We start from the raw sequence: 17,690 nt of genomic DNA on the forward strand, positions 1-17,690 counted from the left end.
CAGGATGAGGTTCCTCCAACTAATCGCCTCAATGCGCGCCGAAGCTAGCGCCCGCCGCCGTCCGCGATCTCCTGACGGCGACGGTCGAGATATTCGGCACAGCGCGTCGTCAGTTCGTCCACCTTGCCTTCGAAGAAGTGGTTGGCGCCTTCCACGATCTGCTGCTCGATGGTGATGCCCTTCTGGGTCTTGAGCTTGTCGACCAGCTTCTGCACCGAAGAGGGGGGCGCCACGCGGTCCTTGTCACCATGGATGATCAGGCCGGACGACGGGCAGGGGGCGAGGAACGAGAAGTCGTAGAGGTTTTCCGGCGGCGCGACGGAGATAAAGCCTTCCACCTCGGGCCGGCGCATCAAGAGCTGCATGCCGATCCAGGCGCCGAACGAAAAGCCGGCGATCCAGCAGCCGCGCGACTCGCGGTTGATGATCTGCAGCCAGTCGAGCGCCGCGGCCGCATCCGAGAGCTCGCCAATGCCATGGTCGAACACGCCCTGGCTGCGCCCGACGCCGCGTGAATTAAAACGCAATACCGAGAAGCCACGCTCGGCAAACATATAGAAGAGATTGTAGACGATCTGGTTGTTCATCGTCCCGCCGAACTGCGGGTGCGGGTGCAGGACGATGGCGATCGGAGCATTGGGCTCCTTGCCCGGCTGGTACCGGCCTTCCAGACGCCCTTCCGGGCCGTTGAAGATCACTTCTGGCATAAATTGTTCCGGCCTTTTCTGGCTTCGTTCATTAAGGGGGTCCTGGACCCGTCCCAGGGGTGCTCACGGCTTGACTAAGCGTGGGCCTCTCCCTAAAACATGGGTCCGAAACACCAGTTTAGAATTATTCGAAACTCGGTTTTTGGGCCGCGCTGCGGCCCATTGGAGCGCCCCTTGTAATGAAGTTGGGCGTAAAATTTCAAGAAGTGTTTGGTTGCGGGGTCGCGGAAGCGTCTTGTGGCCTGCATGGGAGCTATGTTGGGCACGCTTGTGCCCGGATGACGTGATGGCGAAAGCGACGGTCTATCTCGATCACAATGCAGCCTCCCCGCTTCGTCCCGAAGCGCGGGCCGCGCTCCTTGCTGCCCTCGAATTGACCGGCAATCCGTCCTCCGTCCACGCCCATGGGCGTGCTCTACGCAACCTCATGGAGACTGGCCGCCGCCAGGTCGCCTCCCTGGCCGGTGCCGAGCCCAGGCAGGTCGTCTTCACCGGATCAGCAACCGAAGCCATCACCCAGGCCATCGTGGGCGGCGCAAAGACGTTTTCGGCAGGCGCCGTGGCCGCAAGTGCGGGGGAGCACGCCGCTGTTTTGAAAGCGGCTGAAGCCACGGGCCTGCCCGTTTGGACAATTCCACTGGACGGCCAGGGCCGCATTGATCTTGATCAACTTGCGACAATCCTGCGCCGCGCAGACGACGAAGGCATCTCGCTTCTGGTTGCTGCGCACTGGGTCAACAACGAGACCGGCGTCGTCCAGCCCGTGGGGCGGATCGGCGCCATGGTCGGGCCGACGCGGCACACGCTGTTCATCGACGCAGTCCAGGCCTTTGGCAAGCGCGACCTGGACTTTGCAGCTTCCGCACCCGACATGATGGCTGTCAGCGGTCACAAGATCGGCGCCCCGGCCGGCATTGGGGCGTTGCTGGTGAAAGCCCATGCCGACACGGTCCGCCTCATTTCGGGTGGTGGCCAGGAACAGGGACGTCGCGGCGGCACGGAATCTGCGGCTCTGATCGCTGCCTTTGGCGCGGCCGCCGAGGCCACCCGCTATGATGCAGCAGCCATGTTGGATTTGACCGCGCGCGTCGAGAGCGGCCTGAAACACCTTGCTCCCGACGTCGTTGTCTTTGGCGAAGAGGCCGAGCGGATCGGCAATGTCACCAATTTTGCCGTCCCCGGCATTGGAAATGCCACGGCCATGATGGCGCTCGACCTGATGGGCCTGTCGGTATCATCTGGCTCGGCATGTTCGTCGGGCAAGGTGGGGGCCAGCCATGTCCTGGCCGCCATGGGTGTCCCCGGAGACCTCGCCGCCAGTGCCCTGCGCGTCAGCTTCGGCTGGAACTCCACAATGGCCGACGCTGAGGCGTTCCTGGCCGGATTTGAAACACTCCTTGCCCGCCACAAGCGGGGAGGAAAAGCGGCCTGACACGCCACTGGTATGCGTTCGCGGCGGCCTTGAACCGCCGAGGGACATAAAGGAGAAGCCGTATGGCGGACTACGATATTCCGACCCTCAAGGAAGAAATCGACCGGGAAACCGTCGAGCAGGTGCTGGCGCTTGACGTCGACAAGTACAAATACGGCTTTGAAACCAATATCGAATCCGATGTCGCCCCTCCCGGGCTGACTGAGGAGACGATCCGCTTCATCTCGGCCAAGAAGGACGAGCCGGAATGGATGCTGGAATGGCGTCTTGAGGCCTTCCGCCGCTGGCAGACCATGGACGAGCCGAACTGGGCCAAGGTCCACTATCCCAAGATCGACTTCCAGGCGATCAGCTATTACGCGGCGCCCAAGTCCTTCAAGGGTCCGAAGAGCCTCGACGAAGTCGACCCGGAGCTGCTCAAGACCTATGAAAAGCTCGGCATTCCGCTCAAGGAACAGGCGATTCTCGCCGGCGTCCAGGGTGCGGGTGAGCCAACCGGCACGCCGTTCTCCGGCAATGTCGCCGTCGACGCGGTTTTTGACTCCGTCTCCGTGGTCACCACCTTCCGCGAGGAACTGGCCAAGCAGGGCATCATCTTCTGCTCGATCTCGGACGCCATTCGCGAGCACCCCGAACTGGTGAAGCAGTATCTGGGCTCGGTCGTTCCGGTCTCGGACAACTACTATGCTACGCTCAATTGCGCCGTCTTCACCGATGGGTCCTTTGTCTACATCCCCAAGGGCGTCCGCTGCCCGATGGAATTGTCGACCTATTTCCGCATCAACGAAAAGAAGACCGGCCAGTTCGAACGCACTCTGATCATCGCCGACGATGACAGCTACGTCTCCTATCTCGAAGGCTGCACCGCCCCTATGCGCGACGAGCACCAGCTGCACGCCGCCGTGGTGGAACTGGTCGCCCTCGATAATGCCGAGATCAAGTATTCCACCGTCCAGAACTGGTACCCCGGCGACAAGGACGGCAAGGGCGGCATCTACAACTTCGTCACCAAGCGTGGCGATTGCCGTGGTGTGAACTCGCACATCTCCTGGACCCAGGTCGAAACCGGCTCGGCCATCACCTGGAAATATCCGAGCTGCATCCTGCGCGGCGATGGTTCGCGCGGCGAATTCCATTCGATCGCCATTTCCAACGGCTATCAGCAGGTCGATAGCGGCACCAAGATGCTGCATCTGGGCAAGAATACGTCCAGCCGCATTATCTCCAAGGGCATTGCGGCCGGTTTCTCGGACAATACCTATCGTGGCCAGGTTTCGGCCCATGCCAAGGCCAAGAACGCCCGCAACTTCACCCAGTGTGACTCGCTGCTGATCGGTGACAAGTGCGGCGCCCACACGGTTCCCTATATCGAGAGCCGCAACGGCACGGCCGTCTTCGAGCACGAAGCAACCACGTCCAAGATTTCCGACGACCAGATGTTCTACTGCATGCAGCGCGGCCTTTCGGAAGAAGAAGCCGTGGCGCTGATCGTCAATGGCTTCGTCCGCGACGTGCTGCAGCACCTGCCGATGGAATTCATGGTCGAAACCCAGAAGCTGATTTCGATCAGCCTCGAAGGCAGCGTCGGCTAATGGCTGCCGAGGCGCGTAATCCCGTCGTTTCCCTTGCCTCCCTGGCGCTCGACGCCTGGGAGCAGGGGACGCTGTACAAGTCTGCCGATACGTCCTTCGGCAAGCTCCTGGGTCTGCGCGCCCTGGGCATCAGCTACAACGAAGTCCCGCCGGGCAAGTCGAGCTGCCCCTTCCACAACCATCACGTTGAGGAAGAGCTTTTCATCGTGCTGGAAGGCGAGGGGACTTATCGCTTTGGCGCCGAGCGCTATGCGTTCAAGGCTGGCGACGTGCTTGGCGCGCCGACCGGTGGCCCGGAAACGGCGCACCAGATCCTCAACACGGGATCGGTCACGCTCAAATATCTGGGCATTGCCAACAATGCCGATACCGAAGTCTGCGAATACCCGGACTCGGGAAAATTCCAGGTGACGAGCCGAACCTCGGCCGATCGTCGCCTCCGCCACTGCGGCCGCGAAGGCCAGAACCATCTTGATTACTGGGACGGCGAGCCGGGCGCCTGAGGCGCCGCCCGTATCCCTCGAAATTTGGAGACTACGAAATGACCACGCCCGTTCTTGAAATCCGCAATCTGCATGCCCGCATTGAGGAACGCGAAATCCTCAAGGGGGTGAACCTCGTCATCCCGCCCGGCGAGGTCCATGCCATCATGGGCCGCAACGGCTCGGGCAAGTCGACCCTGAGCTACGTTCTGGCCGGCAAGGACGACTATGAAATCACCGAGGGCGAGATCCTGCTCAATGGCGAGAACATCCTCGAGATGGAGCCCAACGAGCGAGCCGTGGCCGGCCTTTTCCTGGCCTTCCAGTACCCGATCGAGATCCCGGGCGTCGCGACCATGACCTTCCTCAAGGCCGCGCTCAACGCCCAGCGCAAGGCGCGCGGCGAGGAGGAACTCAAGACCCCGGACTTCATGCGCATGGTCAAGGAAGCCGGCGCCCAGCTCAACGTCGATGCTGAAATGCTGAAGCGCCCGCTGAACGTTGGTTTCTCGGGTGGCGAGAAGAAGCGCGCCGAAATCATGCAGATGGCGCTGCTGAAGCCCTCGCTGGCTGTGCTCGACGAAACCGACTCCGGCCTCGACATCGACGCACTGCAGGTCGTTTCTAAGGGCGTCAACGCCCTGCGAGACGGCCAGCGCTCCATGCTGGTCATCACCCACTACCAGCGTCTGCTCAACCACATCGTGCCCGACGTGGTCCACGTCTTCGCCGACGGCAGGATCGTCGAGAGCGGCGACAAGGACCTGGCCCTCAAGCTCGAGGCCGAAGGCTATGCGAGCTATGGCGGGGAGGCTGCATAACCCATGCGCGCCAATTTTCCAGTTCGCCTCGGCCCGGCCGAGGAAGCCCTGATCTCACAGCTCAAGGCCGCCGGTGCCGACCAGGCCGCCGAACGCGTCGCCATGGTCGGGCTGCCGACCCGGCGCGTGGAGAGCTACCACTACACGGATCTCAAGACGTTGCTGCGGGCTATTCCGCCCTTGGGCGGCGCGGCCAACGATGCAAGCGCTCCGGCACTGCGCATTCCAGGCGCCTACAATTTGATGATCGCCAATGGTGCCATCCAGAACGCAGCCACCGCGCCAGCCGGCGTTATTGTTGGCAAGGCCAGTGGTGGTGTGCTGACCACGCGCGACGACGTGCTGGTGCACGTCAACAATGCACTGGTGGGCGAGGCCCTGACGCTCACGCTGGAAAGCAGTGTGGATCCCGTCGTCCAGATTGAGCGGCGCATGGAGGGCGATGCCGCCCATGTCGCCGACGCGGTCAAGATTTTCGTCGCGGATGGCGCCAGTGCCACCATTCTCGAAACGTTCTCGGGCTCCGAGGCCGCGCATGTCGGCAATCATGCAACATATCTGGCCCTCGGCAAGGATGCTGTGGTCACCCACATCACCGTGGACCTGAGCGCCCGGGCCGCAACGCATTTTGCCACCAACGAGTATCACCTCGCTGATGGTGCCAAGCTGCGCACGCTGATCATCCATCTCGGCGCCGGCCTGTCGCGCACCAATGTTCTGCCCACCATGGGCGGGGCGAATGCGCATGCCGACATCACCGGGCTCAACCTCGTGTCCGACGGCCAGCACGCCGATATCACCATGGAAACCCACCACGCGGTGCCGCATACCTCCTCGCAGCCCCTGTTCAAGTCGATCAGCCGCGGACGCTCCAAGGCCGTGGTGCAGGGCAAGCTCGTCGTGGCCCGCGACGCGCAGAAAACCGACGCCAAGTTCATGCATCAGGGCCTGATGCTGTCGGACGAAGCGGAAATCCTCTCCAAGCCTGAGCTGGAAATCTACGCCGACGACGTGGTTTGCGGCCATGGCTCGACCTGCGGCAAGCTCGACGAGGATAGCCTCTTCTACCTCCTCAGCCGCGGCATTCCCAAGGCAGAGGCCGAGACCATGCTGGTGCGCGGTTTCATCGCCGAACTGCTCGATCCGGTAGAGGATGAAGAACTGAACGAGGCTCTGCAGGGCATCGTCGACGGCTGGTTGATGGGCCAGTGACACAGACCGAAATCCTCGTGGTTCGAGGCGCTGCGCGCACCTCACCATGAGGATTTCTCCTCAGCTCCCGAGGTATCCCTCATGGTGAGGTGGGAGCGTAGCGACCCTCGAACCACGAGGGCGGCTGGTAGGATTGAAATGACCTTCGACCTCGAAAAGATCCGTGCCGATTTCCCGATCCTGGGCGAAGAGATCCACGGCCACCGTCTGGTCTATCTCGACTCGGGGGCCTCGGCGCAGAAGCCCGTCCAGGTTCTGGACCGCATGGATCATGCTTTCCGGCACGAATATGCCAATGTGCACAGGGGTTTGCACACGCTCGCCAACCGCGCGACCGAGGGCTATGAAGCCGGGCGCGAGAGTGTTCGCCGCTTCCTCAATGCCGGCAGGGTGGAGGAGATCATCTTCACCAAGTCGGCGACCGAGGCCATTAACCTCGTCGCGTCATCCTTTGCCGGTCCGCGCATCGGGGCAGGGGACGAGATCGTCACCTCGATCATGGAACACCATTCCAATATCGTGCCCTGGCATTTTCACCGCGAGCGCAAGGGCGCGGTGGTCAAATGGATCGATGTGTCCGATGACGGTGTGCTGGACATGGATGCCTTCGAGGCATCCCTAACCGATCGCACACGTATCGTCGCGGTTACCCATATGTCCAACGTCCTGGGCACGGTGAACCCCATCAAGCGGATCATCGAGATCGCCCATGCCCGTGGCATCCCCGTGCTCGTCGACGGCTCGCAGGGCGCGGTGCATACAGAGGTCGACGTCCGCGAACTCGATGCCGATTTTTACGTCATGACCGGCCACAAGCTCTACGGGCCCACCGGCATTGGCGTCCTCTATGGGAAATACGATCTCCTGGCCGAAATGCAGCCCTATCAGGGCGGCGGCGAGATGATAGAAACCGTGACGCTGGACGGTGTCACCTATAACGAGCCGCCGCATCGCTTCGAAGCCGGCACCCCGCCCATCGTGCAGGCCATGGGGCTCGGTGCGGCGCTCGACTATATGCAGAAGATCGGCCGGGACGCGATCGCAGCCCATGAGCACGACGTGGCCGAATACGCCCAGGAACGGCTTTCCCGCATCAATTCGCTGCGCCTGATCGGCACGGCGCAGGGCAAGGGCGGCATCTTCTCCTTTGAAATTGCCGGTGCGCATGCCCATGATGTGGCAACAATCCTGGATCGCTACGGCATAGCTGTGCGCGCCGGTACCCATTGCGCGCAGCCGCTGCTGGCCCGATTTGGCGTCACCTCTACATGTCGCGCCTCCTTCGCCCTATATAACGGCAAGGACGATGTTGACGCGCTGGTGGATGGCATCGAGCGCGCCCAGAAATTTTTCGCCTGAGGAATACCGTGATGAGCCAAGAAACCGGAACCGAAGCCCCGGCGACTGAAACCGATGTTCGCATCGCCCCCACAATGCCATCGGGCCTGCCCGAGGCGGAGGTGGAGCGCATCACCACCGACCTGATCGGTGCGCTCAAGACCGTCTATGATCCCGAGATCCCGGTGGACATCTATGAACTTGGCCTCATCTACCGCGTCGATCTTGATGACGACCGGAACTTGACCATCGACATGACCCTGACGGCCCCAGGATGCCCCGTGGCCGGGGAGATGCCCGGCTGGGTCGAGAACGCCGCCCGCGGCGTCGAGGGCATCCAGGACGTCACCGTCAACATGGTTTTCGATCCGCCCTGGGATGCCTCGCGCATGAGTGAAGAGGCTCAGGTCGCGTTGAACTGGTGGTAATTTCGCGCGTTTCGCCCTATATATCGTGAAACGCCGATAATGGTGGACTGCCTATGCCTTTCAAGATCATGTCACTGACAGATGCCGCCGCCGAGCGCATCACCGAAATCATCGAGGATTCCGACAAGCCGGTGGTTGGGCTGCGCGTTGGCATCAAGAATGCCGGCTGTGCCGGCGTGTCCTACACCATGGACTATGTCGAGGCGCCCATTGCTGGTGACGATCATGTCGAGGACAAGGGCGTCAATGTCTGGGTCGACCCCAAGGCCACCATGTACCTGCTTGGAACTGTCATGGATTTTGAAGCCGGCAAGATGGGATCGAGCTTCACCTTCAGGAACCCCAATCAGACCGGCGCCTGTGGCTGCGGGGAGAGCGTGACGCTTGCACCTGCGGACCTGAAGGCCATCGCAGAGGCGCGGGCCGGCGCCTGAGCCACCGCGCCGTCCTTCTCCCCAATTGGGAGAAGGTGGCTGAAGAGCGCATGGTGGGCATCTTCCCGTTGCGGAAAATTTCCCGCTAGTGCATTGATCCGCCATCATGCCGAACACCGTTCCCCCCGCCTACACCATAACGCCTCCCAATCGCCCCCTGGTCGGCCGTGTGTCTCCGCCGGGCAGCAAGTCGATCACCAATCGAGTGCTGTTGCTCGCCGCCATGGCGAATGGGACGAGCCGCCTGACCGGCGCGCTCAAGAGCAAGGACACGGTGTTGATGGCCCGTGCCCTGCGGGAGATGGGTGTTACGGTGGAGGAACCCGATGCCACCAGCTTCCTGGTGACCAGTTCCGGCCACCTTCAGGCGCCCTCCGGGCCGCTGTTCTTGGGCAATGCGGGCACGGCAACTCGTTTCCTCACTGCTGCCGTCGCGACGATCGAGGGGACTGTAGTTGTCGATGGCGACGAGGATATGCGCCTTCGGCCCATCAAGCCATTGGTGGACGCCCTCAATGCTCTCGGCATCGACGCGAGCAGCCCCACCGGTTGTCCGCCGGTGACCATTCACGGTACCGGCCGCTTCGGTTCGGGTCGGGTGGAGATCGACGCTTCGCTCTCCAGTCAATACGTATCGGCTCTCCTGATGGCGGCGCCCTTTGGCGACGGCCCCATCGAGGTGGCCTTGGCCGGCAAGGACATCGGCGCTCGCGGCTACGTCGACCTGACGCTCGCCGCCATGCGCGCCTTTGGGGCGGAAGTCGAGGGCAGGGAGGATGGTTCCTGGCTGGTCCAGCCAACAGGCTACAAGGCCACCGATTTCCATATCGAGCCCGACGCGTCTGCCGCGACCTATCTCTGGGGCATCGAGGCGCTGACAGGGGGCAGGATCGATCTGGGCGTGCCGACTGACGCCTTCACCCAGCCCGATGCGGCTGCACAGGCGGTCATCGCTCAGTTTCCTGACATGCCGGAGATTATTGACGGCTCTCAGATGCAGGACGCCGTGCCGACCATTGCCGTGCTTGCAGCCTTCAACAATCGTCCGGTGCGCTTTGTCGGCATCGCCAACCTGCGCGTCAAGGAAACCGACCGCATTCGCGCCGTGGCCAATGAACTCAATCGCATTCGCCCCGGTCTCGCGCGCGAAGAGGGCGACGACCTGGTGGTCAATGCCGATCCGGCCTTGATGCATGCCGCAAGTCGCAACACCGCCAGCCGCATCGAAACCTATCACGACCATCGGATCGCCATGAGCTTCGCGCTGGCCGGCCTGCGCATAGGCGGCGTGACCATTCTCGATCCCGCCTGCACGGGAAAGACCTATCCTGACTATTGGGAGATGCTGGCCGGGCTGGGCGTGGAACTGACGCCCACCACCTGATCAGGCCGCCGAAACGTCCTTGGCGGGCGCTTCCTCGATCTCGACCAGTTCGGTTTCGCTGACCACCCGGTTGCGACCGGCATGCTTGGCCGCATAGAGGCACCGATCGGCCCGCTCGATGAACGACATCGCATTGTCCGTGGGCCTGAACTCGGCCACGCCAAACGACGCGGTAATGCGGCCCAGTTTTTCGTTGGTCGATCGCTTCAGCAGTTCCTTGGCCTGAATGGCCTTGCGGATATTCTCGGCGACGATCAACGCGCCATCGAGATCGGTTGATGGCAGGATGGCCACGAACTCTTCCCCGCCATAGCGAGCCGCCAGGTCCTTGCCCTTGATATTGGATTTCAGCGTCATCGCCACCAGGCGAAGGACCTGGTCCCCGGTCTGGTGGCCGTAAGTGTCGTTGAAATTCTTGAAGTAGTCGATGTCGATCAGCATCAGGGACAGGGGATCGCGCGACCGGGCAGCCTCGCGGATCGCGTCGTCCAGGCCCTCATCGAAACTTTTGCGGTTGGCAATCTTGGTCAGCGGATCGAGCATGGATTCGCGTCGCACGTCGTCCAGATCCCGCTGCAGGGCCGCGATGTCCTCGCGGGACGCCTCCAGCTTGGTTTCCAGTTGCCTGTTGGTTTCCTGCATGCGGCGCGTCTCGGCTAGAAGGCGCGTCGCCAGCGCTTTCATGTCGTCGCCAGACAGCTGGCGTTCCAGATCGCCGCTTGCCGATTGCAGGGAGCCTGAATAGGCATTTGCCGTCGTCATGGCGCTGTCGATAGCCTCATGCACGGCCTCGATGCGCGCGTGCATGCGCTCCGAGACGCTCGACATGCGGTCGTTCAGGTCGGACTTGAGAAACTCGTTGTAGAGCGTTTCCGCCAGGTCAGTTGACGGAACGGTCCCACTTCTGAAAATGGCGTTGATACGGTTGTTCAGCGACGGGTTCACGCCAGTCGCATAGGTGTAAAGCAACTCGTAGAACTGCGGATATGGGGGTATCCCACTGCGCTTCAGCAGGTCAAACGCAGCGTTGGCGTAGCCCAGTGTGCGCGTAAATTCTTGGTCCGACACTGCCCACCCCGCGCCACGTTGCGCCCTGACCGGATCGAATTACGATAAACGAGTCGTGGCCGCCTAGATACAGCCTCGGCCCTCCCAAAGACAACCTGCAGCTTACAAGATTCGAGCCGGTTTCGGCCAACAAAGCGGAAGTTTTACTGGGAAATTCGAGCCGGGCGCAGCAGGAATGCCGGAATTGGCCCCGCATCGCCGAACGGCGTGTCCGATTCGGTGGATTCTGGCCTCGGGGCCTTGCGCTGGCGACCGCTGTTCCTGCTGGGCTTGGGCGCGGCTTCTTCCTTGGCCTGAGCCGCTGGTGGCGCCGCTGCAGGCGTTGCTTCAGCCTCAGTCTGTTTGGGCTTGGCAGCACGGCCACGACGACCACGGCTGGGCTTTGCTTCGGCACCCTCGGCCGCTTCTTCCCTGGTCGCGGACTTTGCGCCCTTGTTGTCCTCAAGCCAGTCGATCGGCTTCTGGATCAGCTTGAGAATGGCGTCCAGATGCTTGCCGTCGGCCGGGGCCACAAAGGTATAGGCGACGCCGGAGCGACCAGCACGGCCTGTGCGGCCGATACGATGCACATAGTCTTCGGCATGCACCGGCACGTCGAAATTGAACACGTGGCTCACGGCCGGAATATCAAGACCGCGGGCGGCGACGTCGCTGGCCACCAGAAGCGTCAGCTTGTTGGTCTTGAATGCGTCGAGCGTCTCCATGCGGCTCTTCTGGTCCATGTCGCCATGCAATGCGCCCGCAGAATAACCGTGGCGCTGCAGCGACCGCGCGAGGGTAGCGACATCGCGTTTGCGGTTGCAGAAGATGATGGCGTTGGTCAGGCCTTCAGAGGCATCAATCCCGGCGCGCAGCGCTGCCCGCTTTTCGTCGGGCTTTGACGATACCCGGACCAGCTTCTGGTCGATCGTGTCGGCTGTCGAGGCAGCGCGCGACACCTGGACGTGGACCGGGTCCTTGAGGAACTTCTTGGTCAGCCGCTCGATCTGTGCGTCCATGGTGGCGGAGAACAGCATGGTCTGGCGGCGCGGCGGCAGGCGATTGACGATCTTTTCAATGTCGTCGATGAAGCCCATGTCCAGCATGCGGTCGGCCTCGTCGATGACAAGGATTTCCACGCCGTTGAGCATGATCTTGCCGCGCTCGATCTGGTCAAGCAGGCGGCCGGGCGTGGCAATGAGCACGTCCACCCCGCGATCGAGCTTCTTGTTCTGGTCTTCGAACGACACGCCGCCGATGATGAGGGCCATCGTCAGCTTGTGGTTCTTGCCGTATTTCTCAAAATTCTCCGAGACCTGCGCGGCAAGCTCGCGCGTCGGCTCGAGAATGAGCGTGCGCGGCATGCGGGCGCGGGCCCGGCCGTTTTCCAGCAGCGTCAGCATCGGCAATACGAACGATGCCGTCTTGCCGGTGCCAGTCTGGGCAATGCCGATCAGGTCCTTCTTCTGCAGAAGGTGCGGAATGGCCTGAGCCTGGATTTCGGTTGGCTTGCTATAGCCTGCCGCGGCCACCGCGTCGGTGACCTTGCTCGAGAGGCCCAGTCCGGAAAAGTCGTCGGTCAAGTCGGTCGTTCCACTCAACGGTGCTGCCCGATGCCTGGCCGGACCGAAGAACTCGGGCCGGTGCACCGGTCATTGGAGTTGTGCAAGCTCCGCCCTTTGGGCGAGGGTCTTGCAGGACTGCGGATGAGAAAGGAAATACTGCAAGCACCCGCAGATGGACACCGGAACGGTCGCCGAACCCGGCCTGGCACCAATGTCCCGCTGGCCCCCGAAACGTGGCAAGCGGTTCAATCGCCACCCGCCATTGGGAAAACTCCAGCGGCGCGGACCATAGCGCAAACCCCTTGTGTGTCAACGGTCTTGGGTGCCAACAGAGCGAACGCGGTTAAGATGGCTCACACATCAAGGTCGGTGACGAAGGCCGCATTCTCCTGGATGAACTCGAAGCGCGCCTCCGGCTTGTTGCCCATCAGGCGGTCGACCGTGTGGCGTGTCGCATCCCGGTCGTCCAAAATCTTCACCTGCAGGAGAGTCCGCGTCTTGGGCGACATGGTGGTCTCGCGCAGATGCGCGAAAGGCATTTCACCCAGGCCCTTGAAGCGGGTGATGTCCACCTTGCCCTTGCCGGTGAACTCAGTCTCCATCAGTTCGTTCTTGTGGGCATCATCACGCGCATAAAGCGTCTTTCCGCCCTGGCTGATGCGGTAGAGCGGTGGCAGGGCAAGGTAAAGGTGCCCGTTCTCGATCAAGCGCGGCATCTCCTGGAAGAAGAAGGTGATGAGCAGTGACGCGATATGGGCACCATCCACGTCCGCGTCGGTCATGATGATGATCTTGTCGTAACGCAAGTCGTCTTCCACGAACCGGTCCCGGGTCCCGCAACCCAGCGCCTGGACGAGGTCAGCGATGAGCTGGTTGGCCGCCAGCTTGTCTCGACTGGCGCCTGCTACGTTGAGAATCTTGCCCCGTAGCGGCAGAACGGCCTGATTGGCACGGTTGCGCGCCTGTTTGGCCGATCCACCGGCCGAGTCGCCTTCGACGATGAACAATTCCGCGCCCTGCGCCGCGTTCTGCGTACAGTCTGCCAGCTTGCCGGGCAGGCGCAGCTTGCGCGTCGCACTCGCCCGGTCGATTTCCTTCTCCTTGCGGCGGCGGAGGCGCTCCTCGGCGCGCTCGATCGCCCAGTCGAGCAGCTTTCCCGCCTGCTGCGGCGAGGCCGCCAGCCAGTGGTCGAAGGCATCGCGCAGCGCGGTGTCGACAATGCGGGTCGCCTCGCCAGAGGCCAGTTTGTCCTTGGTCTGGCCCACAAATTCCGGTTCGCGCACAAAGACCGACAGCATGGCCGCACAGCTCGTCAGCACGTCCTCGGCCGTCAGATTGGCGGCGCCCTTGTTCTTGGTCAGTTCGGCATAGTTCTTGAGCCCGCGAAGCAGCGCCATGCGCAGGCCCGCCTCATGCGTGCCGCCATCGGGTGTCGGCACGGTATTGCAGTAGGACTGCACCCCGCCATCGCCAATGGTCCAGGCAATGGCCCATTCCACCGAACCATGGCTGCCCGGCCTGCCGCTGCGGCCGGCAAAAATGTCGTCGGTGATGCGGGTCTCGCCCTCGATCCGGGCCGTCATGTAGTCCTTGAGGCCATCGGGGTAGTGGAATACCGCCTTGGCCGGCACCTCATCACTGGCAAGGCTTTCGTCACAGCTCCAGCGCAGTTCCACACCGCCGAAGAGATAGGCCTTAGCGCGGGTCATGCGGAAGATGCGGCCGGCCGAGAAATGCGCGGTCGGGCCGAAGATCTGCGGGTCCGGATGGAAGCGCGTCGTGGTGCCGCGACGGTTCTGCACCCGACCGACATTGACCACGTCCTCGACCACCAGGCCACGGGAGAACTGGATGCGGTAGAGCTGCTGGTCGCGGGCCACTTCGACGACCATGTCGTCGGACAATGCGTTCACGACCGAGACACCCACGCCGTGCAATCCGCCTGAAGTTTCATAGGCTTTGCTGTCGAACTTGCCACCGGCGTGCAGGACCGTGTGGACGATTTCGAGGGTCGAGCGATTGGGGAATTTCGGATGCTTCTCGACCGGGATGCCGCGGCCATTATCGGTAACCGTGATGTATCCATCGGCGCCCAGATGCACCTCGATGCGCGTCGCGTGGCCGGCAATGGCCTCGTCCATCGAGTTGTCGATCACCTCGGCGAAAAGGTGGTGATACGCATTGATGTCGGTGCCGCCGATATACATGCCCGGGCGGCGGCGAACCGGCTCAAGTCCTTCCAGAATCTCGATATCTGACGCGCCATACGCTTCCGGCGGCGCCGCGGACGACCGGGGCGCAGGCTTGGCCGGCGTCGGTTCCTTTGGCGGTTCGGGAGTGGGAGCGGCGCTTCCGAAGAGGTCTGACATGCACTTTCCATAGGTTCGGCCCGAATCGGGCAGGTCCAATCTCTACCATATCGCAAGCATTTCCGCGGGTCTGGCTCTCGGGGCAATTCCCACAGCCTGAACTGGTCCAGGACCGTCAAGATGAACGGATGCTGAACACGAAAACGGCACCCCGGATCGATTTCCGCGAGCGCACGGCATCGGAACAGTTTCGTCCCAAGATAGGGCGGCCGGTTTACCCCTCGTTTCCTTCTTGGGAGCACTTTCTTAAGTGCGTCCTGATAGACAGATGGACATACGGTTTTTGTCTGGAGTTGCCGTATGCGAACCGAACAGCCGGGTATTGCGTATCAATCGGTCACGGTCGGTTCTGCGTCTCTCGGATATTGGCCGATAGCCGGATTTTTTGGTATTGCGTACCGGCTGGCCAGTCTCCGCGTGTCTCGCCTTGGGGCCCTGATCGGCACCAGCATGCTCTTCTATCTTGCCTGACCTGACTTGCGTTGCACCGGCAGCGCGGTTAGGTATTGGCATTCGAGGTTGGTCCACGAAAGGGGAGGGCTGCATGACTGTTTTTCAGACGCATCGTTCCCGTGGACCCGTCCATGCCCTGCGGCACGCGCTGCAGGGCTGACCAGCCTGGTCCGGACGTAACATTTCCGTTCCCGATCTCTGGTTTGCCCTTCATGGCGACCTGGCCCGAGCCAGGCGCCGACCTGATGGCAATGGTGCCCGTTCGATGCGGCACCGATCCAGTGAGCGAATATCATGGGCACAATCAGCCTCAAAAATGCCGGCCACCGCGCGGGCGAACTTCTCTTCTCCAATCTCAATCTCGTCATCGCCGACGGTGACCATGTTGGTCTTGTTGCTCCCAATGGGCGTGGCAAGAGTACATTGCTGCGCGCCATGGCGGGACAAGCCGAGCTGAGCGAGGGCGACATCACCCGCTCGCGCGGCCTCTCCATCGGCTTTGTGCCCCAGGAAGTACCGGCCACCGCTCTTGGCCAGGGCCTGACAAGCTTTGTTGCTTCGGCACTCGACGCGGCAACGCTGGACGCCGAGAGCTGGCGCGTCGACGTCGTGCTCGAGGAAATGTCCATTCCACCGGAGCTTCGCGACAAGCCAATGGGCGAACTCAGTGGCGGCTGGCAGCGCATGGCACTCCTGGCCCGCAGCTGGGTCACGCAGCCCGACGCGCTGCTGATGGACGAGCCCACAAACCACCTCGACCTGGGGCGTATCATGATGCTTGAGGAATGGCTCGCCTATGCGGCGCGCAGCATCCCGGTGGTGATCGCCAGCCACGATCGCGCGTTTCTCGACGCCACGACCAATCGCACGCTCTTCCTCAGGCCCAGCGAACAAGTCTATCTGCCGCTCGCCTATTCGGCGGCGCGTGCCGAACTGGACCAGATCGACGCCGCGGCAGAGGCGCAGCGGGAGCGCGACCTCAAGCAGGCCGCGCAATTGCGCAAGCAGGCGGCCAAGCTCACCAATATCGGCATCAATTCGGGCAGCGACCTGCTCACGGTCAAATCCAAGCAGTTGCGGGACCGTGCCGAGAAGATCGAAACGCAGGTGCTTGAAACGCACAAGGAACGCACCGGCCTGGTGAAACTGGGCAATAGCGGCGCCGAGGCAAAAGTCATGATGGCCTTCGAGAATGTGCCCATCGCGACGCCCGACGGCACGCCGCTCTTTGCCATCGACAAGCTGCATATCTTCCAAGGCGACCGCATCGTGCTGCTCGGCCGCAATGGCACGGGAAAATCCCAGTTCATGCGGGTGGTGACAGAAGCTCTGGCCGGATCGGTGCCCTCGGGGCTACGGATCAGTCCGCAACTCGCGCCAGGCTATCTCGACCAGGCCCTGGCCTGGCTGCCGCTTGATCCGTCACCGCTCGATTACCTGTTGCATCGCTTCGATGAAGGCGACCGGCGCACCATTGCGCTGCTGGCCGGTGCCGGTTTCCCCCCTGATCGGCAGGGAAAGCCAATTCGCACCATGTCCCTCGGCCAGCGGGCGCGACTGGCCTTGCTCGCTCTACGGCTCCAACGACCGAACTTCTACCTGCTGGACGAGCCGACCAACCATCTCGATATCCCCGGCCAGGAGCAGCTGGAGGCCGACATTCGGGAGCAGGGCGCCACGACCATTCTGGTCACCCACGACCGGGCGTTCCTCCGCGCCATCGGAACAAGGTTTCTGCTGATCGAGCGCAAGAGGCTGGTGGAAGTCGATGGACCCGAGCGGTTCTTTGCCGAAATGGCGGAGTAAACCCGAAGGGCTGGCCAGACCATAGTCACTAAACCGCGCCGCTCCGGGACATTATCCGGGGCGGCTATGGACACTCTAATGGTGTCGATGCTCCGGCATAGCCTCGAGATCCTCCTTGGTCCATGACGTGACCGCATGGACCTTGCCGTTCTCGTCGCGCATGAAATCGAGTTGGGCCATGTTGATGGAAACGGGCTTCGCCCCCATCCCGAGGAAGCCGCCGACATCGATGATGACTTCTGCGCTTGGGCCGCTGCCATGCATGTGCGAAACCTTACCGATCGTGTGATTTCCAGCGCCATAAATGGTCGCGCCTTCCAGCACCTCAGGCACCAGCTCGTGGTCCATCAATCGCGGGTGCCGCGCATGGTCCGGTGCGCCGGCGTGCTCGGGACGCGGGGCGCTGTGGCCCGGCACCGCGCTCTTTCCGGTCTGCAAATTGGGACGGCTGCGCTCCAGCCGGTCCAGCGTGGCGGCGACACGCGCGGCCACTGCCGGATCATAGTCGTGATCCGGGCTGGTCCTTTCGTAGTCACGCAATTGTTCGGTAGTGATTCCGGCCTCGGTCGCGAAATGATCGGGGTCCAGGTTCAGGGAAAGCCGGCGATTATGCGCGCCCT

At 62.3% G+C, this 17,690-nt stretch carries 15 protein-coding genes; 10 read left to right on the forward strand and 5 right to left on the reverse strand.

Translation table 11 applies throughout. The features are described 5' to 3' along the window. Window positions 1–44: 44 nt before the first annotated feature. Window positions 45–707 (reverse strand): alpha/beta hydrolase, encoded by a 663-nt coding sequence (locus tag K1X15_RS07685; RefSeq protein ID WP_220306887.1) that lies wholly within the window; start codon window positions 705–707, stop codon window positions 45–47. Between the two features lie 286 nt (window positions 708–993). On the opposite strand from K1X15_RS07685, the gene K1X15_RS07690 reads away from it, so the two are divergent. The 9 genes from K1X15_RS07690 to K1X15_RS07730 all read left to right on the forward strand — a co-directional run bounded on the left by K1X15_RS07690 (window position 994) and on the right by K1X15_RS07730 (window position 9,830). Further along, the gene (locus K1X15_RS07690; RefSeq protein WP_220306888.1) at window positions 994–2,139 is read left to right on the forward strand and encodes a cysteine desulfurase family protein; all 1,146 of its coding nucleotides are present in this window, start codon (window positions 994–996) and stop codon (window positions 2,137–2,139) included. 62 nt (window positions 2,140–2,201) lie between these two features. Then, window positions 2,202–3,731: a Fe-S cluster assembly protein SufB gene (gene sufB, locus K1X15_RS07695; RefSeq protein ID WP_220306889.1), complete on the forward strand. Its 1,530-nt coding sequence runs from the start codon at window positions 2,202–2,204 to the stop codon at window positions 3,729–3,731. Continuing rightward, window positions 3,731–4,234 carry a cupin domain-containing protein gene (locus tag K1X15_RS07700; protein WP_220306890.1) on the forward strand — a complete coding sequence of 168 codons (504 nt, stop codon included), beginning with the start codon at window positions 3,731–3,733 and terminating at the stop codon, window positions 4,232–4,234. Before sufB ends, K1X15_RS07700 begins: the two co-directional genes overlap by 1 nt. A gap of 38 nt (window positions 4,235–4,272) precedes the next feature. Further along, the gene (sufC, locus tag K1X15_RS07705) at window positions 4,273–5,034 is read left to right on the forward strand and encodes a Fe-S cluster assembly ATPase SufC (RefSeq protein WP_220306891.1); all 762 of its coding nucleotides are present in this window, start codon (window positions 4,273–4,275) and stop codon (window positions 5,032–5,034) included. A 3-nt stretch (window positions 5,035–5,037) separates the two neighbouring features. Next, the gene (sufD, locus tag K1X15_RS07710; protein ID WP_220306892.1) at window positions 5,038–6,246 is read left to right on the forward strand and encodes a Fe-S cluster assembly protein SufD; all 1,209 of its coding nucleotides are present in this window, start codon (window positions 5,038–5,040) and stop codon (window positions 6,244–6,246) included. A 138-nt stretch (window positions 6,247–6,384) separates the two neighbouring features. Further along, complete coding sequence (locus K1X15_RS07715; protein WP_220306893.1) at window positions 6,385–7,605, forward strand: cysteine desulfurase; 1,221 nt, start codon at window positions 6,385–6,387, stop codon at window positions 7,603–7,605. Window positions 7,606–7,679: 74 nt separating this feature from the next. Then, window positions 7,680–8,012 (forward strand): SUF system Fe-S cluster assembly protein, encoded by a 333-nt coding sequence (locus tag K1X15_RS07720; RefSeq protein ID WP_240549745.1) that lies wholly within the window; start codon window positions 7,680–7,682, stop codon window positions 8,010–8,012. 53 nt (window positions 8,013–8,065) lie between these two features. Next, window positions 8,066–8,446 carry a HesB/IscA family protein gene (locus K1X15_RS07725; RefSeq protein ID WP_420828365.1) on the forward strand — a complete coding sequence of 127 codons (381 nt, stop codon included), beginning with the start codon at window positions 8,066–8,068 and terminating at the stop codon, window positions 8,444–8,446. 106 nt (window positions 8,447–8,552) lie between these two features. Further along, window positions 8,553–9,830: a 3-phosphoshikimate 1-carboxyvinyltransferase gene (locus tag K1X15_RS07730; RefSeq protein WP_220306895.1), complete on the forward strand. Its 1,278-nt coding sequence runs from the start codon at window positions 8,553–8,555 to the stop codon at window positions 9,828–9,830. Here K1X15_RS07730 and K1X15_RS07735 read toward each other — a convergent pair whose 3' ends face one another. The 3 genes from K1X15_RS07735 to parE all read right to left on the reverse strand — a co-directional run bounded on the left by K1X15_RS07735 (window position 9,831) and on the right by parE (window position 14,811). Next, the gene (locus K1X15_RS07735; protein WP_220306896.1) at window positions 9,831–10,898 is read right to left on the reverse strand and encodes a GGDEF domain-containing protein; all 1,068 of its coding nucleotides are present in this window, start codon (window positions 10,896–10,898) and stop codon (window positions 9,831–9,833) included. Window positions 10,899–11,041: 143 nt separating this feature from the next. Continuing rightward, a complete protein-coding gene (locus K1X15_RS07740) occupies window positions 11,042–12,460 on the reverse strand; it encodes a DEAD/DEAH box helicase (protein WP_220306897.1) in 1,419 nt (472 codons plus the stop codon). 335 nt (window positions 12,461–12,795) lie between these two features. Next, window positions 12,796–14,811: a DNA topoisomerase IV subunit B gene (gene parE / locus K1X15_RS07745; RefSeq protein ID WP_220306898.1), complete on the reverse strand. Its 2,016-nt coding sequence runs from the start codon at window positions 14,809–14,811 to the stop codon at window positions 12,796–12,798. A 747-nt stretch (window positions 14,812–15,558) separates the two neighbouring features. On the opposite strand from parE, the gene K1X15_RS07750 reads away from it, so the two are divergent. Further along, window positions 15,559–17,070: an ABC-F family ATP-binding cassette domain-containing protein gene (locus K1X15_RS07750; RefSeq protein WP_220306899.1), complete on the forward strand. Its 1,512-nt coding sequence runs from the start codon at window positions 15,559–15,561 to the stop codon at window positions 17,068–17,070. Between the two features lie 75 nt (window positions 17,071–17,145). Here the strand turns inward: K1X15_RS07750 and K1X15_RS07755 are convergent, their stop codons facing one another. Next, complete coding sequence (locus K1X15_RS07755) at window positions 17,146–17,418, reverse strand: PRC-barrel domain containing protein (protein ID WP_220307471.1); 273 nt, start codon at window positions 17,416–17,418, stop codon at window positions 17,146–17,148. Window positions 17,419–17,690: the final 272 nt, after the last annotated feature.

The sequence above is a fragment of the Devosia salina genome (genome assembly GCF_019504385.1).
Lineage (GTDB): Bacteria > Pseudomonadota > Alphaproteobacteria > Rhizobiales > Devosiaceae > Devosia > Devosia salina.

What these genes read in the sequence shown, in the direction of transcription:
- K1X15_RS07685 (WP_220306887.1), bottom strand. Translation starts at nt 707, where the DNA reads ATGCCAGAAGTGATCTTCAACGGCCCGGAAGGGCGTCTGGAAGGCCGG.
- K1X15_RS07690 (WP_220306888.1), top strand. Translation starts at nt 994, where the DNA reads ATGGCGAAAGCGACGGTCTATCTCGATCACAATGCAGCCTCCCCGCTT.
- sufB (WP_220306889.1), top strand. Translation starts at nt 2,202, where the DNA reads ATGGCGGACTACGATATTCCGACCCTCAAGGAAGAAATCGACCGGGAA.
- K1X15_RS07700 (WP_220306890.1), top strand. Translation starts at nt 3,731, where the DNA reads ATGGCTGCCGAGGCGCGTAATCCCGTCGTTTCCCTTGCCTCCCTGGCG.
- sufC (WP_220306891.1), top strand. Translation starts at nt 4,273, where the DNA reads ATGACCACGCCCGTTCTTGAAATCCGCAATCTGCATGCCCGCATTGAG.
- sufD (WP_220306892.1), top strand. Translation starts at nt 5,038, where the DNA reads ATGCGCGCCAATTTTCCAGTTCGCCTCGGCCCGGCCGAGGAAGCCCTG.
- K1X15_RS07715 (WP_220306893.1), top strand. Translation starts at nt 6,385, where the DNA reads ATGACCTTCGACCTCGAAAAGATCCGTGCCGATTTCCCGATCCTGGGC.
- K1X15_RS07720 (WP_240549745.1), top strand. Translation starts at nt 7,680, where the DNA reads ATGCCATCGGGCCTGCCCGAGGCGGAGGTGGAGCGCATCACCACCGAC.
- K1X15_RS07725 (WP_420828365.1), top strand. Translation starts at nt 8,066, where the DNA reads ATGCCTTTCAAGATCATGTCACTGACAGATGCCGCCGCCGAGCGCATC.
- K1X15_RS07730 (WP_220306895.1), top strand. Translation starts at nt 8,553, where the DNA reads ATGCCGAACACCGTTCCCCCCGCCTACACCATAACGCCTCCCAATCGC.
- parE (WP_220306898.1), bottom strand. Translation starts at nt 14,811, where the DNA reads ATGTCAGACCTCTTCGGAAGCGCCGCTCCCACTCCCGAACCGCCAAAG.
- K1X15_RS07750 (WP_220306899.1), top strand. Translation starts at nt 15,559, where the DNA reads ATGGGCACAATCAGCCTCAAAAATGCCGGCCACCGCGCGGGCGAACTT.
- K1X15_RS07755 (WP_220307471.1), bottom strand. Translation starts at nt 17,418, where the DNA reads ATGGACCACGAGCTGGTGCCTGAGGTGCTGGAAGGCGCGACCATTTAT.